Origin of the sequence: Bauldia sp. (assembly GCF_020442045.1) — a bacterium.
Taxonomy (GTDB): Bacteria; Pseudomonadota; Alphaproteobacteria; order Rhizobiales; family Kaistiaceae; genus Bauldia.
In genome coordinates this window covers 1-23,129 of the sequence record NZ_JAGRLA010000131.1, presented here as the reverse complement: position 1 = coordinate 23,129, position 23,129 = coordinate 1, and the positions used below count along the sequence as shown (strand labels likewise).

Genomic DNA, 23,129 nt, shown 5'->3' with positions numbered 1-23,129 from the left:
CCTAGGCCATCATCCCGGCCGGCTTCTCGATCAGCGTCTTGACCGCGTTGATCAGCTTGGCGCCGAGCGCCCCGTCCACCGCGCGATGATCGGTCGACAGCGTCATGGTCATGATCGTCCGGACCTCGACCTTGCCGTCGCGGACGACCGGCGTCTCGATGCCGGCGCCGACCGCGAGGATCGAGGCATGCGGCGGGTTGATCACCGCGGCGAAGTCCTTGATCCCGAACATGCCGAGGTTGGAGATCGCCGTCGTGCCGCCCTGGTATTCCTCGGGCGCCAGCTTGCGGGTCCGGGCCCGGGCGGCGAGGTCCTTCATCTCATTGGAGATTTCGGAGAGGCGCTTCGTCTCGGCATGGCGCACCACCGGGGTGATCAGGCCGCCGGGGATCGACACCGCGACGCCGATGTCGGAGCGCCGGTGGCGGAGCATCCCGCCCTCGGTCCAGGTCACGTTGGCGTCCGGCACCCGCTGCAGCGCCATCGCCATCGCCTTGATGACCATGTCGTTGACCGAAACCTTCCATGCCGGCTTGTCGCCCTCGCCGACCGGCGCGGCGGCGTTGATCTCGGCCCGGAGTTTCAGGAGCTCGTCGATCTCGGCATCCACCGACAGGTAGAAATGCGGGATGGTGGTCTTCGCCTCGGTAAGGCGCTTGGCGATGATCTTGCGGACATTGTCGTGGGGGACGACGTCATAGGAGCCCTCCTCGAAGAGCTTCATCACCTGCTCGTCGCTCATGCTGGGCGGCGCGGCGGGCGGGCGGCCGGCCGGCGCCGGGGCGGCGAGCGGCGCCTTGCCCGAGGCCGCGGCCTCGATGTCCGCCTTGATCACCCGGCCATGCGGGCCGCTGCCGGAAATCCGCGACAGGTCGATGCCGCTTTCCGTCGCCATCCGCCGGGCGAGCGGCGAGGCAAATACCCTCGCCCCGCCGCCATTGGCGGCTGTCGGAGCGGGCGCCGGTGCGGCGGCCTTCGGGGCAGGCGGTGCCTTCGCCGGCTCGGGTCCCTTTGCCGGCTCGGGAGCGGGCGCTGCCTTCGGTTCCGGCGCCTTGGCCGCCTTCGGCGCGGGCGCGGCGCCGGCATCCTTGATCGCGCTCGCGTCCTCGCCCTCTTCGAGCAGCACGGCGATGGTCTCGTTGACCGGCACGTCCTGGGTCCCTTCGGCGACGACGATCTTGCCGAGCGTTCCCTCGTCGACCGCCTCGACTTCCATCGTCGCCTTGTCGGTCTCGATCTCCGCTATGACGTCACCGGCCTTGATCGGGTCCCCCTCCTTCTTCAGCCACTTGGCGAGGTTGCCGGCTTCCATGGTCGGCGAGAGGGCGGGCATCAGTATGTTGATCGGCATGGGTCGGTCCCGGTTCTTCCGCGGCGGTTGCCGTCGCTAGGTTCTGTAGGTCGCTGCCTTCACCGCCTCGATCGTCTCGGCCACCGAGGGAAGCGCCAGTTTTTCCAGGTTGGCGGCATAGGGCATCGGGACGTCCTTGCCGGCCACCTTGATCACCGGCGCGTCGAGCCAGTCGAAGGCCTGCATGGTGATCTCGGAGGCGACATAGCTGCCGATCGAAGCGATCGGCCATCCTTCCTCGACCGTGACGCAGCGGTTGGTCTTCTTGATCGACTCGATCACGGTTTCCATGTCGAGCGGGCGGAGCGACCTGAGGTCGATCACCTCGGCGTCGATCCCCTCGCCTTCCAGCTCGGCGGCCGCCTTCAGCGCGTAGGTCATGCCGATGCCGAAGGAGACGATGGTGACGTCGTTGCCGGGCCGGGCGATCTTCGCCTTGCCGATCGGCACCAGGTAATCCTCGACCATCGGCACGTCGAAGGACTGGCCGTAGAGGATCTCGTTCTCGAGGAAGACCACCGGATTGGGATCGCGGATCGCCGATTTCAGCAGGCCCTTGGCGTCGGCGGCGGTGTGCGGCTGGACGACCTTGAGCCCGGGAATCTGGCTGTACCAGGCGGCGTAGTCCTGGCTGTGCTGGGCGGCGACGCGGGCGGCCGCGCCATTCGGTCCGCGAAACACGATCGGGCAACCCATCTGGCCGCCGGACATGTAGAGCGTCTTGCCGGCGGAGTTGACGATATGGTCCATCGCCTGCATCGCGAAGTTCCAGGTCATGAATTCGACGATCGGCCTGAGGCCCGCAAGGGCGGCGCCGACGCCGAGTCCGGCGAAGCCATGCTCGGTGATCGGCGTGTCGACGACCCGGTCGGCGCCGAACTCGTCGAGCAATCCCTGGGTCACCTTGTAGGCGCCCTGGTATTCGGCGACCTCCTCGCCCATGACGAAGACGTCGCCGTCGCGGCGCATCTCTTCCGCCATCGCGTCGCGCAACGCCTCGCGGACGCTCATCGTCACGACCTCCGCCCCTTCGGGAACCTCCGGCTCGGCCGCGGTCGCCGCCCTGGGCGCGGCCGGCGCGGCTGCCTGGGGGGCTGCCTCGATCGCGACGACCTCGGCATCCGCCTTCTCCTCGACGGCCTCGGCCGCGGGCGGGGCTTCGCCGACCTCGTCCTCGCCCTCGGTGAGGAGAACAGCGATCGGCGTGTTGACCTTGACGTTCTCGGTCCCGTCGGGAACCAGGATGCGGACGAGCGACCCTTCGTCGATCGCCTCGATCTCCATCGTCGCCTTGTCGGTCTCGATCTCGGCGATCACGTCGCCGGGCTGGATGGGGTCACCCTCCTTCTTCAGCCATTTGGCGAGTGTGCCCTCTTCCATGGTGGGCGACAGCGCCGGCATCAGGATGTCGATCGGCATGGTCAGAAACGTCCCTTGGCGGTCAGGCGATACGGTGCCGCCCGGCCGCGGTGGCGCGGGAGGATACGCGTGTCGTTGATGGTGGAGCGGGGCATGACGCTGCTCATGCTCCCGGTCAGCGATAGATGTCCGTCCAGAGTTCCGCCGGATCCGGTTCCGGTCCGGCCTGGGCGAATTCCGCGGCCTGCGTCACCGTATCCCGCACGTTCTTCTCGATCTTCTTCAGCTCGTCCTCGTCGAGGAGGCCGGCTTCGAGAATGCGCGCCCGGGACATTTCGATCGGATCGCTTTCCTCGCGGATCTTGTTCACTTCCTCGCGGGTCCGGTACTTCGCCGGGTCCGACATCGAATGCCCGCGATAGCGATAGGTCAGCATCTCGAGGATATAGGGGCCCTTCCCGGCCCGGCACCAGGCCACCGCCTTGTCGGCCGCCGCCTTGACCGCCCGCACGTCCATCCCGTCGACCTGCTCGCCGGGGATGTTGAAGGAGGCGCCGCGCTTCGAGAAATCGGTCTGCGCCGAGGACCGGGCGACCGAGGTGCCCATCGCGTAGCGGTTGTTCTCGATCACGTAGATGACGGGCAGCTTCCACAGCTCCGCCATGTTGAAGCTTTCGTAGACCTGGCCCTGGTTCGCCGCGCCGTCGCCGAAATAGGTCAGGCAGACCCGGCCGTTCTTGCGATAGTGGTTGGCGAAGGCGAGGCCGGTGCCAAGCGGCACCTGGGCGGCGACAATGCCGTGGCCGCCGAAGAAATTCTTCTCCCGCGAAAACATGTGCATCGAGCCGCCCTTGCCCTGGGAATAGCCCGAGCTGCGGCCCGTGAGTTCGGCCATGACGCCCTTCGGGTCCATGCCGCAGGCCAGCATATGGCCATGGTCGCGGTAGCCGGTGATGACCTGGTCACCATCCTCGATCGCCATCTGCATGCCGATCACCACGGCTTCCTGGCCGATATAGAGATGGCAGAAGCCGCCGATCAGCCCCATCCCGTACATCTGTCCGGCGCGTTCCTCGAATCGCCGGATGAGCAGCATCTGTTGGTAGGCGAAAAGTTCCTGCTCGGTGGTCAGCTTCGCGAGCTTCTCAGGAGGATTCGGTACGACGGTTGGCCGTGACCGTTTGCCGGGCTCAGAGACTGGCGCCGACTTGTCGGCCTTCCGTGCGGCTTTGGGCATGCAGGACTCCTCCCCTGGGGCGCTGCTTGTTGATTTGATGAGAGCGTAGCCGAACGCGAGAGGCAATCCAAGAACTGGAGGCCTGTCTTTCCCGCAGATCAAGTATGCCGAATTGGAATGGATAACTCAGTCATAGGTATCTTCTCGCGAATGCTGCACCGCACCAAACGAAATCACGACTTCATCTGGCCGCAGCAGGTTAAGTGAGGTGCGGGCCTCGATATCGAGGATATCGGCATCGAGGCTGTCGGGCTTGAGGTAGGATACCCGCTTCTCGAGGGCGGCGCGTTCGTCGCGCAGGTCCTCGAGGCTCGCCTTGAGGTCGCGCGCTTCGACCTGCATCTGCTCCAGCGCGGGAACGCCGTAGGAGCCGTTATAGGCGTGGTAGCCGAAATAGCCGACGAAGGCGGCTGTGGTCAGCGGCAGCCAAAGGAGCCGAAAGGGCGACCGACGGCGGTGGCGGGTGATCATGGAAACTCCTGCCCGATGTCGTCGCAGATTGGCCCAATAGCCTTAATGGATGGTTTCGGATGGTGGCGGCGCGTGCCATCCTTCGTCGAGGCCCCGCCGCCCATGCGACGCGGCGCCGTGTGGCCTCGAATGGAGATGAAGGCGCTCGCTCGTGGATCGTGGTTTGCCCGGCCCGCCGTGGGCCTTCGCGTGACACACACGAAGTCGGTAACCGAACAGCAAGCACAATGAGGCTAGATGGCTGATCGACATGACTCGCAACCTGCCGAAGAATCAGCGGTGGAGATATTTCATGCCTCGCCTTGCAACATGGACCATCGCATTCCTGCTGGCCGCGCCTGTCGCCCAGGCCGACGACCCGCCGGCCCCGGAATGGCTCGCGGTCATCCAGGGGACGGTCGACGTCGCTTCCGAGGGTAAATTGACGCTGTCCCCCGATCCGACGGTCGTCGTCTTCACCGACCGCCCGGAGCGGAAGGTCGGCTTCATGGCGATCGAGACCTATGTGGCAAGCGCGTGGGGCGCCGACGCCGCCTTCGAGGCGGACCCGCCCAATGCCTCCGTCGTGCTCGATGGCCGCCTCGACCAGGGAGTCTCCGTCTACGAGATTTCGGCGATGGCCTGGAACAGCGGCGAAGTGGAGATCGCCTATCGCATCCTCGAAGGCGCGGCGCCGGCACCCGGTGAGCGATTCGTCGCGACCATCGACACCGACTACGACCTGCACGTCGACAACCACTCAAACGACTCAGGCGGCGGCCCCGTCGTTTTCGGCAAGCCGTAGCCAACCTCCGGCCGGTCGTCGCCACCGCCCGAAGATGATGTACGGTTGACGGCCCGAGCCTTCAGCCTGCGGCGGTCCGTCGTGTCATTTCTCGTTCTCAAGTACCTCCATGTCGTCGGCGCGACCGTCATCCTCGGCACCGGCAGCGGCATCGCCTTCTTCATGCTGATGGCGCATCGCAGCGGCGACCCGGCCTTTGTGGCGCGAACGGCCGCCATCGTCGTCGTCGCCGACTGGCTCTTCACCGCGACCGCCGTGGCCGTCCAGCCGGTGACCGGTTACCTTCTCGCCCGCGAGCTCGGTTTCCCGCTCGACCAGGGCTGGATCGTGGTTTCCCTCGTCCTCTACGTCGTCGCCGGGCTGTTCTGGTTTCCGGTGGTCTGGATGCAGGCGCGAATGCGCGATCTCGCTTCGGCCGCGGCATCGGCCGGCGAACCGCTGCCGGCGGCGTATCATCGCCTCTTCCGCCTCTGGTTCGCCTTCGGCTTTCCCGGTTTCGGCTCGGTCCTTGCGATCCTCTGGCTGATGATCGCCAAGCCGGGGTTCTGAGCGATGACCACTCCCGCCCCAACCATCGCGGTTCTCGGCGCATCCGGCCTGATCGGCTTCGCGCTGGCGGCGGAATTGAAGCGCGGCGCCCACCCCGTCATCGCGATCGCGCGCCGGTTCACGTCCGCTCAGCATGCCGCGCTTGGCGAGAATGCGATCACGGCGCCGTTCGCGGCGCCCGATGAAGAGACGCTCGCGGCGTTGCTCGGCGGAAGCGACATCGTGATCAACGCCGCCGGTATTCTCCAGGATCGCGGCGGCGAGACCGCCGATGCCATCCATCGTGCCTTCGTCGCCCGCCTGATCAGCGCGATGACCCGGGCGGGGCGGCCGAAGCTGCTGATCCATGTCTCGATCCCGGGCGAGGCGAACAGCGACCGGACAGCTTTCAGCCGGACCAAACGCCGGGCCGAGCAGTTGATCCGCGACAGCGGGCTGCCTTTCGTCATCCTGCGTCCGGGCATCGTTCTCGCGCCGGTTGCCTATGGCGCCAGCGCACTTTTTCGCGCGCTCGCCGCATTGCCGGTCGACCTCGCGCCGGCCGACTGGCAGGCGCCCTTCGCCGCGATCGGAATCTCCGACATCGTCGCGACCGTGGCCGTCGTCGCTGACAGGTGGCGACAGGGCGAGCGGACCTGGAGCGCCACCTGGGACCTCATGGAGCGCGAGCAATCGACCGCCGGCGACGTCGTTGCCGGGCTCCGCCGGCACTTCGGTGGCCCGCGCCCGATCGTCAACCTCCCCTCATGGCTGCTCACGGTTGGCGCACGCCTTGGCGACCTCGCCTCGCGTCTCGGCTGGGCGCCGCCGGTCCGCAGCACGGGGCTCGCCGAGATGCGCCGCGGCGTCAGGGGCGACCCGCTGCCGTGGATCGCCGCGACCGGGATCGAACCCGCGCCGCTCGGCCGGATCCTCGCTTCGCTGCCGGCGACCATTCAGGAGGTGTGGTTCGCCCGGCTCTTCCTGCTGAAGCCGTTCGTCGTCGCGTCGCTCGCGCTCTTCTGGACCCTGTCCGGATTGATCGCGCTCACCGTCTCCTTCCAGGCGGCGGCGGGGATTCTCACGCGGCACGGCTTCCACCCGGCGCTCGCCGATGCGATCACCGTCGTCAGCGCCCTCGCCGACATCGCGATCGGCATGGCCATCGCCTGGCGGCCTGCCTGCCGGCGCGGCCTGATCGCCGGGATCGCCGTGGCGCTCGGCTACATGGCAGGCGCGGCCGTCCTGACACCGGACCTCTGGATCGAGCCGCTCGGGGCGCTGGTCAAGACGGTCCCCGCGGTGGTGCTGATGCTCGTCGCCGTGGCCATACTGGACAGCCGCTAGCGGCGTGCGCCCGGACGGGCCTACCGCTTGAAGGCCGCCGCGCCGGCATAGGCGGCCTGGCTGCCGAGCTCCTCCTCGATGCGGATCAGCTGGTTATACTTGGCCAGCCGGTCCGAGCGGGCGAGCGAGCCGGTCTTGATCTGCCCGCAATTGGTGGCGACCGCGAGGTCGGCAATGGTCGAATCCTCGGTCTCGCCGGAGCGGTGCGAGATCACCGCGGTATAGCCGGCGGTCAGCGCCATGGTGACCGCGTCGAGCGTTTCCGAGAGCGAGCCGATCTGGTTGACCTTGACCAGGATCGAGTTGGCGATGCCCCCGTCGATGCCCCGCGACAGCCGTTGGGTATTGGTGACGAAGAGATCGTCGCCGACCAGCTGGCAGCTGTCGCCGATCTTGTCGGTCAGCGCCTTCCAGCCCTCCCAGTCGTCCTCGGCCATGCCGTCCTCGATGGTGATGATCGGATATTTGCCGGCCAGTGCCGCGAGGTAGTCGACCTGGGCGGCGACGTCGCGGGTCACCCCCTCCCCTTCGTAGACGTATTTGCCGTCCTTGAAGAACTCGGTCGCGGCGCAGTCGAGGCCGAGCGCCACGTCCTCGCCGGGCTTGTAGCCGGCCTTCTCGATCGCCTGGAGGGCGAAATCGAGCGCCGCTTCCGCCGACGGCAGGTTCGGGGCGAAGCCGCCCTCGTCGCCGACATTGGTATTGTGGCCCTCCGACTTCAGCGCCTTCTTCAGGGTATGGAACACCTCGGCGCCCATCCGCACCGCCTCGGCGATCGAGGAGGCGCCGACCGGCAGGATCATGAATTCCTGGAAGTCGATCGGATTGTCGGCATGGGCGCCGCCGTTGATGATGTTCATCATCGGCACCGGCAGGACATGGGCGTTGACTCCGCCGATGTAGCGGTAGAGCGGCCCGCCCGAGGCCTCGGCCGCCGCCTTGGCCACCGCCAGCGACACGCCGAGGATCGCGTTGGCGCCGAGGCGCGCCTTGTTCGGCGTGCCGTCGAGCTCGATCAGGGTCCGGTCGATATGGATCTGGCCTTCCGCCTCCATGCCGCCGATCGCGTCGAAGATCTCGTTATTGACCGCGTCGACTGCCTTGCGGACGCCCTTGCCGCCGTAGCGGCCGTCGTCGCCGTCGCGGAGCTCCACCGCTTCGTGGGCGCCGGTCGAGGCACCGGAGGGAACCGCCGCGCGGCCCATCGATCCATCCTCGAGGATCACGTCGACCTCGACGGTCGGGTTGCCGCGGCTGTCGAGTATTTCGCGGCCGGTGATGTCGATGATGGCGGTCATGGTTATCTCCTCTTGTCCCGGATGAGCCCGCTTCTACCCGAGCCGGCCCACCGGCGGAAGGGAAATTGACGTGACATTCGGATGCCGGATGGCCATGTTTTCCGCCTATGGCCACACTGATCATCACCAATGGCGACAGCGCCGCCGAGCTTCTTGCCGCCGCCGGGCGCGACGGCGAGATCCTGCCATGGCGCGACGTCCTGCATGAGGGACGCCTGCTGGCCGGCCCGCTCGAGCGGAATTCGGCGGAACGGGCGGCATTCCTCGCCGAACGCTTCGGCCTTGCTGCCGCCGAGGTCGCCGAGACCTTTGCCGGGCGCGACGCGGTGCTTCGCCGCCACCAGTCCTTCGACCGGATCGAGCTGTGGTTCGAGCATGACCTCTATGACCAGCTCCAGCTCGTCCAGGTCCTGTCCTTCTTCGCCGACGAGGGCCGGAGCGACGGCCTGCTGCTCGTCCAGACCGACGAATTCCTCGGCCACCAGCGGCCGGAGACGATCCTGCGCTTCGCCGAGCATGCCCGCGCCGTCGGGGAGGAAGAGCTTGAGCTCGGCGAGCAGGTCTGGGCCGATCTCGTCATGCCGACGCCGGACTATGTCGACCGCCGGCTCGAAGAGCCGCTCGACCGCCTGCCCTTCCTGGCCCCGGCCCTGACCCGCTTCCTCCAGGAACTCCCCGGCGCCCATGGCCTGTCGCGCAGCGAGGAAGCCGCCCTCGCCCTGATCGGTGCCGGTACGGCGGCGCCGGGGCGCCTCTTCGCCGCCGCCCTCGAAAAGGAGGAGGCCGCCTTCATGGGCGATGCCAGCTTCTTCGCCATGCTGCATGGCCTGGCCTTTGCCGAGACCCCGCTGATCGCCGGCTTCACCCCGATCGCCGGTGTCGACGATCCGCGTGACGTGCTTTCCGCCCCGACGCTCGACCTCACCGGGGCCGGCAAGGCGGTGCTTGCCGGCGAGGCGGATCATGTCGCGCTGAACGGCATCGATCGCTGGTGGGCCGGAACCCGCTTGAAAGGCCGCGACGTCTGGCGCTATGAGCGGCGGCAGGCAACGCTCCTTCCTCCCGAAACCGGATTCCAGTCCCATGGCTAGCAAGAAGCCGCAGCTCGGCCGCTCCGTGCCGATTCCGCGGAGCCCCGAAGAGGCGACCCTCGACCGGGTGCCCAACCCGCATCCGGCCAAGGCCTATATGGCCCGCTTCACCTTTCCCGAATTCACCTCGATCTGCCCGGTCACCGGCCAGCCCGATTTCGGCATCCTGATGATCGACTACGTCCCCGGCCAATGGCTGGTCGAGTCGAAGTCGCTGAAGCTCTACCTCCAGTCCTTCCGCAACCACGGCGCCTTCCACGAGGACTGCACCGTCTCGATCGGCGCCCGGCTCGCCGACCTCCTCAAGCCGCAATGGCTCCGCATCGGCGGCTATTTCAATCCGCGCGGCGGCATGCCGATCGACGTCTTCTGGCAGACCGGCGCCGCGCCCGCCGATGTCTGGATCACGGACCAGGGGATCGCGCCCTATCGCGGCAGGGGATGAGATGACCAAGGGGCGGCTCGAGGCGTTCAGCGACGGCGTCATCGCCATCATCATCACCATCATGGTGCTGGAGATGAAGGTCCCGCACGGCGAGACGCTGAGCGCCCTCCTGCCGTTGGCCCCGGTCTTTCTCAGCTATGTTCTCAGCTTCGTCAATATCGGCATCTTCTGGAACAACCACCACCACATGCTCCACGCCGCGAAGCGCGTCGACGGCCGCGTATTGTGGGCGAATCTCTATTTCCTGTTCTGGCTGTCGCTCATGCCGTTCGTCACCGGCTGGATGGGTGAGAACCACTTCGCGCCGGTACCCGTCGCGGTCTATGGTGTCGTCCAGTTGATGAGCGCCATCGGTTACACGATCCTCGCGGCGACCCTGATCGCGGCAAACGGCGAGGATTCCCAGATCGCGCAGGCTCTCGGTCACGATTTCAAGGGCAAGCTTTCCCTCGCCGCCTATCTCGCGGCGATTGTCGTGGCATATTTTTCCAGCACCGTGTCGATGGTGCTTTATTTCGCCGTCGCCATCGTATGGCTCGTGCCGGATCGCCGCATCGAGCGGATCGTCAAGGACTGATCGACTGAGTGGCGATCGCCGGTTCTGAACCGGAGGAGTACCGGACCATGACGACGATCCTCACCGTCCCCGGCTGGAACGGGTCGGGCCCGACCCATTGGCAGACGCTCTGGGAGCGCGGGATGCCGAACGTCCTGCGCGTCGAGCAGGCAGATTGGGACCACCCCCGCAAGGCCGACTGGATGGAGACCCTGCTCGCGGCGATCGCGGCGCATCCCGGCAGCATCCTCGTCGCCCACAGCCTCGGCTCGGTTCTCGTCGCCGAAATGGCCGAGGACCACCCGGAGGTCGACGTCGCCGCGGCGATGCTGGTGGCGCCCCCGGACGCCGACAACTTCGCTCGGATCGAGGATCCCTTGCGCGATTTCGCGCCGATGCCGAAGCGGCGCATCCCCTTCCCCACCATCCTCGTCGCCAGCGAGGACGATCCCTATGTCTCGAGCACCCGGGCCCGCTTCTTCGCCACCCGCTGGGGTTCGGATTTCGTCGATGTCGGCCGCAAGGGCCACATCAATGCCGAGTCCGGCCTCGGCGACTGGCCGGAAGGCCAGGCGATCCTCGGCCGGCTGACCGACGGGGCGTGAGCCGCCTCAGCCGCCCTTGGTGGCCCGGTCGAGCGCCATCAGCGTCCCGAGCAGGGCCGGCAGCCGGTCGATCGGCACCATGTTGGGTCCGTCGGAGGGCGCGTTGTCCGGGTCCTGGTGGGTCTCGATGAAGACGCCGGCGACGCCGACCGCGACAGCGGCCCGCGCCAGCACCGGCACCATCCGCCGGTCGCCGCCGGAGGACGTCCCCTGCCCGCCCGGCTGCTGCACCGAATGGGTCGCATCGAAGATCACCGGCGCCCCGGTCGCGGCCATGATCGGCAGCGCCCGCATGTCGGAGACCAGCGTGTTGTAGCCGAAGCTCGCGCCGCGCTCGGTCAAGAGCACGTTGGGATTGCCGCTGTCGACGATCTTGGCGAGCACGTTCTTCATGTCCCAGGGGGCGAGGAACTGGCCCTTCTTGACGTTGACCACCTTGCCGGTCCGGGCCGCGGCCACCAGCAGGTCGGTTTGCCGGCAAAGAAAGGCCGGGATCTGGAGGATGTCGACATGCTCGGCGACGATCGCGCATTGCTCGCGCTCGTGGATGTCGGTGAGGATCGGCACCCCGAGCTCGGCGCGGAGATCCGCGAAGATCGGCAGCGCCTCCTCCAGCCCGACGCCGCGCCGGCCGCCGAGGCTGGTGCGGTTCGCCTTGTCGAAGGAGGTCTTGTAGACGAGGCCGATCCCGAGCGCCGCGGTCATCTCCTTGAGCCGTCCCGCCATGTCGAAGGCATGGTTGCGGGATTCGAGCTGGCACGGGCCGGCGATCAGCGAAAGCGGCAGGTCGTTGCCGAACGTGGCGTCACCGACCGGAACATGGGCGTTGGGTTCTGTCATGGTGGCGGGATCATACGCATCGCGGCGGAAAGCGAAAGAGAGCAGTCTCACGCGTTGTCGAAGCCGGGCGGGGACCTGACGCCACAACCAATGTCCTATCGTCTTTCTTGCCAAATAGGTGCAGATTGACCGGCAAAATGGCGCCGCGTCTGCCTGCGGCGCCGAGGGGGGTCATGCTCACGATCAAGGACCTCGCGGCCGTACCGCTCTTCGCGCCGCTCGGAAAGCGGCATCTCGCCGACCTGCTGCGGGTGGCGGCCGACATTCGTGTCGGCGCCGGCGAGGATGTCATCAACGAGGGCGACGAGGCCGCCCTCTTTCTCGTCCTCGAAGGCAGGCTCGACATCGTCAAGCTGATCGACGGAACCGAGAGGAAGATCGGCGAGCGCAAGGTCGGTCAGCTTCACGGCGAAGTCACGCTGGCTTACGGCAGTCCGTTTCAGGCCGGCGGCCGCGCCGCGGTCCCCTCGCGCATCCTCAAGGTGAGCGCCCGCCAGTACCACATCATCGCCGACGAGGTTCCCGACCTCGCCAATGCGGTGAACGACCTCGCCCGCGAGCGGCTTGGCGGGCTCAAGGGCATTGCCTCCGCGCCGCATCCCGCCCAGGTCACCATCGTCGGCCATCGCTGGGACACGACCTGCGTCGCGCTCCGCCGCTTCCTGTCGAGCAACCAGATCGTCTTCGATTCCCTGACGCTGGAGACGCCCGAGTTCGCGGCGCACTGGCACGGCCCGCCGCCCGCCGATTCGGACCTTCCCCTGCTCCGGCTGGTGGATGGCACGGTCCTGGCGCGGCCGAACCACCGTGAGCTCGCCGAGCGGCTCCATCTGGAAACCACCCCCCATCACGCGGAATACGACACGGTTATCGTCGGGGGCGGACCGGCCGGGCTCGCCGCCGCCGTCTATGGCGCCTCGGAGGGGCTGCGGACGATCGTCATCGAGCGGGAAGCGCCGGGCGGTCAGGCCGGCACGTCGTCACGGATCGAGAATTACCTCGGATTCCCCAGCGGCATATCCGGCGACGAGCTGGCGGGCCGCGCCCTGCGTCAGGCGCGGCGTCTCGGCGCCGAGATACTGGTCACGCGCTCGATCCGGCGGATCGACCCGGAAACCCGGACCATCTCGCTCGACGGCGGCGACATCCTGCATGCCCGTACCGTCATCCTGGCGACCGGCGTCAGCTGGCGCCGGTTGTCGATCGCTGGCTTCGACGAGCTGATAGGCAAAGGCATCTATTATGGCGCCTCGCGCAGCGAAGCCGACGTGACCCAGGGCCTCGACATCCACCTGATCGGGGCCGGCAATTCGGCGGGCCAGGCGGCGATGTTCTTCGCCAATCACGCGCGCACCGTATCGCTGGTGGTCCGCGGCGACGCCCTCGAGAAGAGCATGTCGCAGTATCTCGTCGACCAGATTCGCGGCAAGTCGAACATCCGTGTCCTGCTCCGGTCGGAGATCACCGCGGTTCATGGCAACGACCACCTGACCGCGGTCGATATCGTCGATCGGGCCGGCGGCGAGACCCGCCGGGAGGAATCCGGCGGCGTATTCATCTTCATCGGCGCGGATGCCGAGACCGGGTGGCTGCCGGACGATATCGCCCGCGACCGTCGGGGCTTCGTCCTGACCGGCGAAGACGTGGTCAGGGTCGGCCGATGGCCGGAGGATCGCGCTCCCTACCTGCTCGAAACCAGCGTTCCCGGCTTCTTCGCCTGCGGCGACGTCCGCTTCAGCCCGGTCAAGCGGGTCGCCGCCGCCGTCGGCGAGGGCAGCATGGCCATCGCCTTCGTCCACCAGTATCTGCAGCGCCGTCCCGAGGGGACGCTGGGCGCGGGCTCGCCCCACCACTGATCGGCCAAGCGGAGATCCCGCGGCTTGGCGGGTCGCGGCTCAGGGAGCCTCGGAAAACGCCACGGCGACGCCGCAGGCCTCGTCCGGCGGCACCACCACCCGCCCGAGGAGGTCGTGATGCCCGACGCCGTTGGCCCTGAGCGTGTCACGGACCGCCGCGAGATCCGGCACCGCGATCCGCATCGCCACGAAGCGCGGGCTCGGGCCTGGCTCGACCTCCACCCCGTAGAAGCCCCTGGCCCCGACCCGCGTCACCAGGTCGATCAGGCCGCCACCGGTGTCGAGGGTCACGGTCAGGCTGTCGGCGCGCATGGTATGCTGGCCGGTGAAGTAGAAGAAGAACTCGTGGAAGTCGGCCGGATCGCGGGCGACCATGACCACCGCCTCGATCCGCGCCGCGCCGTTGGCATGCGCCTGGTAGGCCGGACGCCAGAAGTTTCCGGGGCGCTCGTTCCGGCAGGTGAAGAAGCCGGCGTCGCGGATCTGCCGGTTGCCGGTGAAGGTCAGCGAGAAGGCGAGGTCGGTCTCGGTACCGTCCGGGGCCCGCGCCTGTCGCTCGAAGCGGAAGGGCGCGTAGACCGGCAGCCCGTGCCGGGCGAAGTCGGCCCGGTCGCCGGCGGGATCGGCGCTCCTCAGTGCCAGCATCGAAAGCCCCTCCCGCGCCTCGAGATAGTCGCGATTGAAGGCGGCGAAGGAGAAGCCGTCCCCGGCCGGCTCGGCGATCCGCGCCTCGTCGTCGATGGCCAGGAGCTCGAGGTATCCCCCCTCGAGCTGGACCACGGAATTGGCCGTGCCGAAGGGATGCCTGGCCTCGGGGGTCAGCGTGAAGCCGAGGCGGGCATAGGCGTCACGCGCCGCGTCGAGATCGTGGACGGCGATGACGAGGTGGTCGATCGGGCGAATCGAGGGCTGGGTCTTGATGGACATGGTCCGATCTAACCATCTTCCGCCCGGAATCTCGACCGCTTCAGGCCGGCAGCCGGAATTCCACCCACAGCGGATTGTGGTCGGAGATGCGGGCGGCGAAGCTTGCCTTGGTGAGGCCGAGCTCGGTCAGCAGCCTTCCCCATATCTCGCAGATGCCGCCATTGGCGAGTTCGAGGCCGATCAGCTTGGCCCGGCCGTTCGAGAACCAGGCGATCTGGTCGTGATAGCTCGCCGCCGTCGGGGCGTCGCGGCGGCCGTAGATCGTCCGCGGATGGCTCTGCAGGACGAACGGCACCTCGAGCCCGGTCGAGACGAAGGCTTCGTAGAGCGTGTTGCCGGTCCGGTCGAGGTTGAAGTCGCCGAGGACCAGGAGGTTGTGGTGCCAGCGGTTGGCGTCGGCCGCCCAGTCCTGCATCCACTTGGCGATGCCCTTCAGCTCCGGCAGGCGCTGGGTGTCCTCGTTGCCGAAATCGATATGCGTCGTCACCAGGATGAAGGTCGTGTCGGGCGTCCGGAAGCTGACCGCATAGGGATTGCGCGCGAACTGCTTCTTGAAGGCACCTTCGGTAAAGCCGTATTCCGCCGCCTCGTCGGGGATGACCAGCTCGGCTGCGAGCCCCGAGAGCGACACGCGGCTGGTGTCGAAGACGAAGGCGATCCGCTCGTGGTTGCCGCCCTCCCCGGCAGCGACGTCGGTCATCAGGAAGCTCCAGTTGGGGCCGAGCACCTTCATCGCGTAGCGCAGCGCCCGCAGGTCGCCGCCGACCTCCTGCAGCGCCACCACGTCGAAGCGGGAGATCACCTCGGTCATCGCCCACAGGCACCGGTAGTCGCGCTTCGGGCTCCTGGCGGTCGTCTTCGGCAGGCTCCAGGACTTGGTCAGCGAATTGAAGTGGCAGGCATTCCAGGTCGCGATCAGGAGATTGCGATCAACGGCGCGCTTCGGCGGCACGGTTTCGTCGAGATAGGCGGCATAGGCGGCGATTTCGTCGAGCGCCGCCTGCGATAGCGGATCGTCATCGGGCCGGTTGGCTTCGTCGACGAAGAGGACATCGAGCGGCGTCGGCATCGGTCTGGCTCCGTGCTGTCTTCGGCCTGCCGGCGGCAGCTTCCCTCAATCGGCGCGGGTATGCAAAGCCGCTGACCGGCCCGCCGGTTGCCCGCCCGTGGCCGTGGCGCCGGCCCGGGCGTCAAGGATCCAGGCGACGATGGCGACGACCAGCGCCACGGCCAGGAAGCCGACGCTCATCCATGGCAGCTCCGCATAGCCCCAGCCCGCGGTGAGCGCCATGCCGCCGAGCCAGGCGCCGGCGGCGATGCCGATGTTGAAGGCGGTGGAGATCAGCGTCGAGGCGAGGTTCGGTGCCTCGGCGGCGGCGGTGAGGATCCGGGTCTGGACCGGCGCGGTGAAGGAGAAGCCGACCAGCGCCCACAGGAAGAAGACGATCGACATGGCGAGCGGATCATATACCGCGACCAGGGAGGCCAGGTAGAGCACGACGTCGAGGCCGAAGACCACGACAAGGACAAGCGCCGGTTTCCAGTCGCCGAGACGGCCGCCGATCAGGTTGCCGAACACCCCGCCGACGCCGGAGGCGAAGAGCAGCCACGGCACCGTCTCGGTCGCGATCCCGGTGACGCCGGTCAGGATCGGGACGATGAAGGTGAAGGGCACGAAGAAGGCCGTCATCCCGAGGATGATCATCGCATAGGAAAGCAGGACCGCCGGCCGGCCGAGGACCCGGATCTCGGTCCGGATGCTTGCCGGGCGCGGATCGCCCTCGGGCGGCGATCGCGGAATGACGAGGGCGATGACGATCGTCGCGACGATGCCGAGGGCCGAGATCGCCCAGAAGGCCATCTGCCAGCCGAAGCGGTAGCCGATCGCGGCGCCGGCCGGGGCGCCGAGGACGTTGGCGACGGTGATGCCGGCGACGACGATGGAGACGGCCATTGCCTGGCGCCCCGGCGGCACCAGCCGCGTGGCGATGATCATCGCGACGCCGAAGAAGAGGCCGTGGCTGCAGGCGATGACCAGCCGCGCGCCCAGCAGCAGCCAGTAGTCGGTCGACAGCGCGCAGAGCATGTTGCCGGCGACGAAGACCACCATCAGCGCCAGCAGCAGCGGCCGGCGCGGCAGCGAGCCGGTGGCGAGCGCCAGGATCGGCCCGCCGATCGCCACCCCGATCGCGTAACCGGTAATCAGCAGCCCCGCCGTCGGGATGTCGACGGCAAGGTCCGCGGCCAGCGCCGGCAGCAGCCCGGCAATGATCAGCTCGGTCGTCCCGACGGCGAAGGCCGCCAGGAACAGCCCGGTCAACGGCAGCGACATGTCCTTCTCGCCCTGAGGCTGCGTCCGAATCCATGGCGACGCGGCCAAGGCGCGGTATGTATCACGGCGGCGGCTCCCTCCCATCCGGATTCTCCCGGCGCAGGCATCGTTTTTCCGGCCTCCGGCGCCCTGCCCGGCACGACCGCAATTTCGATCGATTTCCGCCCTATGAAGGGCCCATCATCCACCTGCGGAGCCAGACTATCCGTCAGGGTGGCGTCAGCCGGTCCGGTCGATGATGCGGCGCACACCGGCCGTATCGATCGGGCACGGTATCGAGGAGCAGGGAAGGAACCGGAACATGTTCAGGAAGTTGATGCTGGTCGCGGGCTTCACCGCGGCGACCATGGCGATGGCGTCCCCGGGCTTCGCGGCGGAATGGGTCGTGATCCACGCCACCGACGGCTGCTACGTCACCGACGAGATGGGCGGCGACAAGGTCGGCGGCCCCTATGCCACGAAGGAGGAAGCGACGGCCGAGATGAAGAAGATCCCCATGTGCGACGAGGCCAACGTCAACCTCGATCCGGACGAGGATCGGGACAGCCGGTAGGAAACGCGCGGGCGTTCCGCGCCCGGCGTCTTCGATCGCCTGGAGAGCCGGCGCTCACCCGAGCGGACGCAGGGGCGTGGCGATTCCGGGTCGCCGCCTTGTGAACGGCCCGCCGGTTGACCCCCCGCCCGGATTTGGGGACTATGGCGTCAGGGCGCGCGCTTCGGCCGCGCCTTCGGGCGCCGGCCCCTTGAAAGGGGCGATGCGGTGCCGGTTCAGTCGATGCCCGATGGACGACGGGCACACCGGACAAACCTCCAGACCGGGACCTGACCATGTTGAATCGCCGAAGCCTTCTTTTCGGTTCCATCGCACTTCTCGCCGCTGGGCCGGCCCGCGCCGAGCTCGCCCCGGAATTCCAGCGCCAGGGCGTCCGCTACCCGGGCTATCCGGGCGGCACCATCGTCGTCGATCCGCAGAATTTCTTCCTCTACTACGTGACGGCCAACGAGATCGCGATCCGCTACGGCGTCGGTGTCGGCCAGGAAGGCCTCGGCTTCAGCGGCACCGCGGTCATCGGCCGCAAGGCCGAATGGCCGCGCTGGCGGCCGAGCGCCAATATGATCAAGCGCAACCCCGAGCGCTTCGCCGGCCTCGCCAAGGGCATCCGCGGCGGCCCCGGCAATCCGCTCGGCGCCCGCGCCCTCTACCTCTACCGCGACGGCAAGGACACGCGCTACCGCATCCACGGCACCAACGAGCCCGACTCGATCGGCCAGGCCGTATCCAATGGCTGCATCCGCATGCTCAACGAGCAGGTCATCGACCTCTATGGCCGGGTCAAGGTCGGCTCGCCGGTGGTGGTGCTGGCCGCCACCTGACGCGGTGCAGCACCCGACGTGGACCGGACGCTGCCCCTCTTGTGATTTCCGGCCGATGGCGACCGGTCGTCAAGCGGACGGCTGGATGTTCTGGTTCATCCGGAACATGTTGCCGGGGTCGTAGCGCCCCTTCGCCCTGGCGAGCCGCTCGTAGCTCGCCCCGTAGGCATTCTTCACCCGATCACCCTCATCGCCCGGCATGAAGTTCACATAGGCGGTGCCCGCGCCGTGGGGTGACGCCGCCTCAAACAGGTTGCGTGCCCAGGCGATGAAGGCCTTGTCGTCACCGGGCTCGCGCCAGCGCGTGTGCACGTTCAGGACGAAATGCGAGTTGCGCTGCGGAAAGGCCGTCGCATCCGCCGCGACACGTCCTGCCGCGCCGCCGATATGGCCGATGAATATCTCGCATTCCGGCCCCGGCAGGGTCGCCACCCCATCCAGAATCACGTCGATCGCCTCGTCCGGGAGCGCGACCAGATCATGGCTCTTCCAATAGTTGCGCGCGCCCGGCGTAAGCAACGGGTCGAAGGCCTGTTGCCAGCCGACGAAGGGTGTCGGACCTACCACGTCGGCGATCGGCTTGCCGACCGACCGGAGTTCGGCCGCCACCTTTTCTCCCTCGACGATATCGCCCGCGTAGCAGATCGCGAGGACGAGGACCTCACGTCCGTGCCACTCCTCCGGCAGGAAAGGCAGCGGTGGTGCCTGTCGCATCACGACCCAGCAGGTCAGCTCGTCAGGCGCCGACTCGGCGATACGGCTGTATTCCTTCAGCACCGCGGCCGCGGCCGAGAACGGATGGACGACGAGACCGGCGAGCACCTCGGGGCCCAGCTCGTGGAGCTGGAACTCGAAAGCCGTCACGACGCCGAAGTTGCCGCCCCCGCCTCTCAGCGCCCAGAACAGGTCCTCGTTTTCCGAGGCGCTAGCCCGTACGAGCCGCCCGTCCGCCGTCACGACGTCGGCCGCCACGAGGTTGTCTATCGTCAGCCCGAACTTGCGGGTCGTCCAGCCGAAACCGCCGCCAAGTGTCAGCCCGGCCACCCCGGTTGTCGAGTTGATGCCGGTCGGGACCGTGAAATTGAACGCCTGCGTCTCCCGGTCGAGGTCGCCAAGCGTTGCCCCCGGCTCGACCCAAACCCGTCTCGCGGCAGGATCGACCCGCACCGACTTCATCTGCGAGAGGTCGATCATCACGCCGCCGTCGCAGACCGCGTTGCCGGCAATGTTGTGCCCCCCACCATGCACCGCCGTCAGCAGCCCGTTGTCGGCGGCGAAGCGGACCGCCTGCATGACATCGGCAACGCCTTGGCAGCAAACGATGATCGCCGGCTTCCGGTCGATCATAGCGTTCCAGATGGTCCTCGCCTCGTCGTAGCCCGGCGAATCTTCCGTCAGCACCTCGCCGCGCATTCCCGCGCGCAATCCATCCAGCTTTTCGTCATCAATCGATGTCGTCTTGCCGTCGATCGTCTTCAATTTCATGGTGCCCTCCCCCTGATGTCGACTTTTGTCGATCTTCAATGTCGGACATAATAGCACGAAACAAGTGCACCTTGAATTCAGTATTGTAATCTCCAATAACGCTCCTGCGATTGATCGTATATTTTTGCTTTCAACAACTTTGGCGTTAATATTGCTTGATAAATATCCGTTGGGTCGGAGGATATTCGCCATATTTGCACGTCTTCTGGCGGAGTTTTTTCATCTTGTGTCTTAATACTCGAAGAGTTCCGCGAGCTGGGCCTCGATGGAGCGTCATCGACCCGGTGCGACCTTCGATATCCGTCCGAAGCCGATTGCTGTCCCGCCGCCTGGACACAGCGCTTGCCCTGCGCCGGCAAATTGTCCCTGGCCCCGCTGCACGTTAGGATCGCGCGTCCCGGCCCGGCCCATCCGGCAGCCCACCGAGAGCTTCGAAAGCGAACCGATGAACGAATTCAAACTCGACCCGGACCACGTCATCGCCGACGAGGAGTCCCTGCGCAGCCTGTTTCACGCGGTCGCGCCGCTCGCCGTCGACAAGTGCATCGACGCGCTCGACGCGCATGCCCAGGCCTTCATCCGGCGCTCGCCCTTCGTCTGCCTCGGCACGCAGAATGCCGACGGACGCGCCGATGTCAGCCCGCGCGGCGATCCGCCCGGCTTCGTCCGCATCCTCGACCCGAACACGCTGGCGATTCCCGACCGCCCCGGCAACAACCGCCTCGACAGCCTCGCCAACATCGTCTCGAACCCGAATGTCGGGTTGCTGTTCGTCATCCCGGGCTTCGACGACACGCTCCGCGTCAATGGCGAGGCGACCTTGGTCACCGACCCGGGGCTCCTCGACACCATGGCCGTCCGCGACCGCGCGCCGGGGCTCGCCATCGTCGTCAGGGTGCGCGAGGTCTTCATGCACTGCGCCAAGGCGTTCCGGCGCTCGCAGCTCTGGAACCCGGATCACTTCCAGGATCGCGACGGGATGCCGTCGCTGTCGAAGATCATCCTCGACCAGACGACCGGCGCCCCCGACGACGACGCCGAGATGCGCAGGATCGATGCGGACCTCGAGGTCGAATACGGCAAGACGCTGTACTGATGCGTCGGGCGTCCCGCCTTCGTCAGTGAGCTGACGAAGGGTTTCGCCCTTGCGCGGTATTGGCCGCGAGGCCGACGGTGCTGCCGCTCCACTTCCTCTTCCCGAAGATTGTTGCTCATCCGACTTCGCGTTATGATTGATCGTCCCTGGGGGGGTGCTCAATGTTGGTCCGCGAGAGCGACTTCGAGCATGCGGGCGCGCTTTTTCACGAAGCGATCGCCGCCCCCGAGCTTTGGCCGAAGGCGCTCCAGGCGGTAGCGGATGCCTGCGGCGCCCTCGGCGCGACGGTCTTTCCCGTTTATCCGGACTCTACCGGGGCCATCCCCTCGCCTGGGATGGAGGAAGTTGTCGCGGCGCTCGCCGCCGAAGGCTGGGTCGGAACGAACTCCCGGATGGAGCGGGGGATGCAGTTGACCCGGGCGGGAATGAAAGGGCTGATCACCGAGTCCGACATGTTCACGCCGGAAGAACTGAACGTGGACCGGTACTACAACGAATTCGTCAGGCCCCACCGCATGGGCTCGACCGCCGGCATGGTCCTCGCGCAGGCCTCCGGCGAGGTCCTGTTTCCTTTTGCCATGGAACGCATGGCGAAGGACGAACCTTTCGGGCCCGACGAGGTGGCGCTCATCAATCCCCTGATGGAAAGACTGCGCGCCGCGGCGACCTTTGCCCTCAAGCTCCGCTTTTCGGCGATGCGGACGATCGCCGAAAGTTTCAGCCGGCTTGGGGACGATATAGCCCTGATCGGCGGCTCGGGGCGCCTGGTCTACATGTCCGACGGATTCGAGCGTCATGTCGACGATGCGCTGGTGATCCGCAGCGGCCGGGTCGGGTCCTGGCAGCCGACGATCGATTCCCTGCTTTCCGGCGCGATCCGGAAAGCAACCGGCGACGCGCCGGCGATCGAGCGCACCGTCGAGGCCATCCTCCTTCCGAAGCGCTCCGGCGTCCTGCCGCTCAAGGCGCAGCTCGTGCCGATTGTCGGCGTCGCGCAGGACATCTTCGCGCTCGCCCGCGCCGCGTTGATCGTTTCCGACCCGTTCGGCCGGCAGGGGCGGACCAACATGCAGCTTTGCGCCGTCTTCGGCCTGTCTCCCGCCGAGGCGCGCCTCGCGTCGCGGATCGGCGACGGCGAGGACCTGGCGGCCATCGCCCAGGCGGAGTCGATTTCCCTGGAGACGGCCCGCAAGCGTCTGAAAGCGGTATTCGCCAAGACCGGAGCCCACCGCCAGGCGGAACTCGCCAGCATCGTGGCGCGGCTCGCTATCTGATCCCCCCGATCCCGGCTTTCGCATCGCAGCACGAATTACCCCCATATGGGTGTTTCGCCAGGCAGTGCCGCGCCGCATCGTCAGGGCCAAGCTCGGTGTGACTGGTTGCGAAGGTTGAACGATGACGAAGTCCTATTGGCACACGACAAAATTCGGCTATCCCAACGACTCAAAACATAATGCTCCTGCCGAAATCGCGGTCCTCGACGTCGACGGCGACGGGGACGTCGATGTCTTCGTGTCGGAGGGCTATCAGCCGTTTCCTCTTCCCATGCATGTATTGATCAACGATGGAAAGGGCCATTTCGCGGACAAAACCAAAAGTGTTCTTGGGTCTATCCCGACAGGCATGCATCCCCGCGAGATCGTGGTGGACGACTTCAATAACGATGGTCGCCCGGATCTGTTCGTCGCCGACCACGGCTACGACCACGACCCCTGGCCGGGAGCCCAGAACAAGCTGTTTCTTTCCTCCGGCGCACACGGCTTCGTGGACGCCACCAGCTCCCTGCCACCGGCCAGCGATTTCTCCCATTCCGCGGCTTCGGCGGACATCGATGGCGACAAAGATATCGACATTTACGTCGGAGACTACGGCGGAAATCCAATCAATCCCTTTTTGCTTATCAATGATGGCTCCGGCAGCTTCACGCGGTCTTCGGACCGACTCCCAATCCAGGTCGCTACCCAGGAAGCCGGCTTCACCACTGAGGTCTTTCTTGATGCCGATGGCGATGGAGATGCTGATCTTTTTCTTGGTGGTGCAGCGAGCAGTTCTCGCATCTATCTCAATCCTGGCAACGGCGACTTTTCGTCAGCGACTCTGATCGATGTGCCGCAGGGCCCCTTCCCGGTCGCCAACATGATTGCGCT

General features: G+C 66.9%; 23 protein-coding genes. 13 read left to right on the top strand and 10 right to left on the bottom strand.

The window, feature by feature from the left end; all coding sequences use genetic code 11:
• Window position 1 precedes the first annotated feature (1 nt).
• The 4 genes from KDJ86_RS15020 to KDJ86_RS15005 all read right to left on the bottom strand — a co-directional run bounded on the left by KDJ86_RS15020 (window position 2) and on the right by KDJ86_RS15005 (window position 4,418).
• Window positions 2-1,351 carry a pyruvate dehydrogenase complex dihydrolipoamide acetyltransferase gene (locus KDJ86_RS15020; protein ID WP_291747506.1) on the bottom strand — a complete coding sequence of 450 codons (1,350 nt, stop codon included), beginning with the start codon at window positions 1,349-1,351 and terminating at the stop codon, window positions 2-4.
• A 36-nt stretch (window positions 1,352-1,387) separates the two neighbouring features.
• Entirely contained in the window at window positions 1,388-2,770 is a 1,383-nt protein-coding gene (locus tag KDJ86_RS15015) for a pyruvate dehydrogenase complex E1 component subunit beta (protein WP_291747504.1), read from the bottom strand.
• Window positions 2,771-2,885: 115 nt separating this feature from the next.
• A complete protein-coding gene (gene pdhA / locus KDJ86_RS15010; protein ID WP_291747502.1) occupies window positions 2,886-3,947 on the bottom strand; it encodes a pyruvate dehydrogenase (acetyl-transferring) E1 component subunit alpha in 1,062 nt (353 codons plus the stop codon).
• A gap of 126 nt (window positions 3,948-4,073) precedes the next feature.
• Window positions 4,074-4,418: an FtsB family cell division protein gene (locus KDJ86_RS15005; RefSeq protein WP_291747499.1), complete on the bottom strand. Its 345-nt coding sequence runs from the start codon at window positions 4,416-4,418 to the stop codon at window positions 4,074-4,076.
• Between the two features lie 292 nt (window positions 4,419-4,710).
• On the opposite strand from KDJ86_RS15005, the gene KDJ86_RS15000 reads away from it, so the two are divergent.
• From KDJ86_RS15000 to KDJ86_RS14990, 3 genes are all read left to right on the top strand, one after another.
• Entirely contained in the window at window positions 4,711-5,202 is a 492-nt protein-coding gene (locus KDJ86_RS15000) for a hypothetical protein (RefSeq protein ID WP_291747496.1), read from the top strand.
• 81 nt (window positions 5,203-5,283) lie between these two features.
• The gene (locus KDJ86_RS14995; protein WP_291747495.1) at window positions 5,284-5,751 is read left to right on the top strand and encodes a DUF2269 family protein; all 468 of its coding nucleotides are present in this window, start codon (window positions 5,284-5,286) and stop codon (window positions 5,749-5,751) included.
• A gap of 3 nt (window positions 5,752-5,754) precedes the next feature.
• Complete coding sequence (locus KDJ86_RS14990; protein WP_291747492.1) at window positions 5,755-7,077, top strand: SDR family oxidoreductase; 1,323 nt, start codon at window positions 5,755-5,757, stop codon at window positions 7,075-7,077.
• A gap of 20 nt (window positions 7,078-7,097) precedes the next feature.
• Here the strand turns inward: KDJ86_RS14990 and eno are convergent, their stop codons facing one another.
• Complete coding sequence (gene eno, locus KDJ86_RS14985) at window positions 7,098-8,375, bottom strand: phosphopyruvate hydratase (RefSeq protein ID WP_291747489.1); 1,278 nt, start codon at window positions 8,373-8,375, stop codon at window positions 7,098-7,100.
• 107 nt (window positions 8,376-8,482) lie between these two features.
• On the opposite strand from eno, the gene KDJ86_RS14980 reads away from it, so the two are divergent.
• The 4 genes from KDJ86_RS14980 to KDJ86_RS14965 are packed head-to-tail and all read left to right on the top strand — an operon-like array spanning window position 8,483 to window position 11,072.
• Window positions 8,483-9,466, top strand: a complete 984-nt coding sequence (locus tag KDJ86_RS14980; RefSeq protein WP_291747486.1) for a DUF1835 domain-containing protein — start codon at window positions 8,483-8,485, stop codon at window positions 9,464-9,466.
• Window positions 9,459-9,911: a preQ(1) synthase gene (gene queF, locus KDJ86_RS14975; protein ID WP_291747483.1), complete on the top strand. Its 453-nt coding sequence runs from the start codon at window positions 9,459-9,461 to the stop codon at window positions 9,909-9,911. Before KDJ86_RS14980 ends, queF begins: the two co-directional genes overlap by 8 nt.
• Before the next feature lies 1 nt (window position 9,912).
• Entirely contained in the window at window positions 9,913-10,488 is a 576-nt protein-coding gene (locus KDJ86_RS14970; RefSeq protein ID WP_291747480.1) for a TMEM175 family protein, read from the top strand.
• 47 nt (window positions 10,489-10,535) lie between these two features.
• Window positions 10,536-11,072 (top strand): RBBP9/YdeN family alpha/beta hydrolase, encoded by a 537-nt coding sequence (locus KDJ86_RS14965; protein ID WP_291747477.1) that lies wholly within the window; start codon window positions 10,536-10,538, stop codon window positions 11,070-11,072.
• A gap of 6 nt (window positions 11,073-11,078) precedes the next feature.
• Here KDJ86_RS14965 and kdsA read toward each other — a convergent pair whose 3' ends face one another.
• On the bottom strand, window positions 11,079-11,912 hold the full coding sequence (gene kdsA, locus KDJ86_RS14960; protein WP_291747474.1) for a 3-deoxy-8-phosphooctulonate synthase: 834 nt from the start codon (window positions 11,910-11,912) through the stop codon (window positions 11,079-11,081).
• A gap of 173 nt (window positions 11,913-12,085) precedes the next feature.
• On the opposite strand from kdsA, the gene KDJ86_RS14955 reads away from it, so the two are divergent.
• Entirely contained in the window at window positions 12,086-13,768 is a 1,683-nt protein-coding gene (locus KDJ86_RS14955; RefSeq protein ID WP_291747471.1) for an FAD-dependent oxidoreductase, read from the top strand.
• A 39-nt stretch (window positions 13,769-13,807) separates the two neighbouring features.
• Here the strand turns inward: KDJ86_RS14955 and KDJ86_RS14950 are convergent, their stop codons facing one another.
• The 3 genes from KDJ86_RS14950 to KDJ86_RS14940 are packed head-to-tail and all read right to left on the bottom strand — an operon-like array spanning window position 13,808 to window position 17,027.
• A complete protein-coding gene (locus KDJ86_RS14950) occupies window positions 13,808-14,695 on the bottom strand; it encodes a VOC family protein (RefSeq protein ID WP_291747469.1) in 888 nt (295 codons plus the stop codon).
• Between the two features lie 40 nt (window positions 14,696-14,735).
• Window positions 14,736-15,764 carry an endonuclease/exonuclease/phosphatase family protein gene (locus tag KDJ86_RS14945; protein WP_291747466.1) on the bottom strand — a complete coding sequence of 343 codons (1,029 nt, stop codon included), beginning with the start codon at window positions 15,762-15,764 and terminating at the stop codon, window positions 14,736-14,738.
• Window positions 15,765-15,809: 45 nt separating this feature from the next.
• Complete coding sequence (locus tag KDJ86_RS14940) at window positions 15,810-17,027, bottom strand: MFS transporter (protein WP_291747463.1); 1,218 nt, start codon at window positions 17,025-17,027, stop codon at window positions 15,810-15,812.
• A gap of 301 nt (window positions 17,028-17,328) precedes the next feature.
• On the opposite strand from KDJ86_RS14940, the gene KDJ86_RS14935 reads away from it, so the two are divergent.
• Window positions 17,329-17,580 (top strand): hypothetical protein, encoded by a 252-nt coding sequence (locus KDJ86_RS14935; protein WP_291747460.1) that lies wholly within the window; start codon window positions 17,329-17,331, stop codon window positions 17,578-17,580.
• Between the two features lie 275 nt (window positions 17,581-17,855).
• A complete protein-coding gene (locus tag KDJ86_RS14930; RefSeq protein WP_291747457.1) occupies window positions 17,856-18,401 on the top strand; it encodes a L,D-transpeptidase in 546 nt (181 codons plus the stop codon).
• A 69-nt stretch (window positions 18,402-18,470) separates the two neighbouring features.
• On the opposite strand, the gene KDJ86_RS14925 is transcribed toward KDJ86_RS14930, so the two are convergent.
• The gene (locus KDJ86_RS14925; RefSeq protein ID WP_291747616.1) at window positions 18,471-19,886 is read right to left on the bottom strand and encodes an FAD-binding oxidoreductase; all 1,416 of its coding nucleotides are present in this window, start codon (window positions 19,884-19,886) and stop codon (window positions 18,471-18,473) included.
• Between the two features lie 445 nt (window positions 19,887-20,331).
• Between KDJ86_RS14925 and KDJ86_RS14920 the strand changes: the two genes are divergently transcribed.
• The 3 genes from KDJ86_RS14920 to KDJ86_RS14910 all read left to right on the top strand — a co-directional run.
• The gene (locus KDJ86_RS14920; protein ID WP_291747454.1) at window positions 20,332-20,982 is read left to right on the top strand and encodes a pyridoxamine 5'-phosphate oxidase family protein; all 651 of its coding nucleotides are present in this window, start codon (window positions 20,332-20,334) and stop codon (window positions 20,980-20,982) included.
• A gap of 161 nt (window positions 20,983-21,143) precedes the next feature.
• Window positions 21,144-22,256, top strand: a complete 1,113-nt coding sequence (locus tag KDJ86_RS14915) for a helix-turn-helix transcriptional regulator (protein ID WP_291747452.1) — start codon at window positions 21,144-21,146, stop codon at window positions 22,254-22,256.
• Window positions 22,257-22,377: 121 nt separating this feature from the next.
• On the top strand, window positions 22,378-23,129 hold a 752-nt coding region (locus KDJ86_RS14910; protein WP_291747449.1), incomplete at its 3' end, for an FG-GAP repeat domain-containing protein.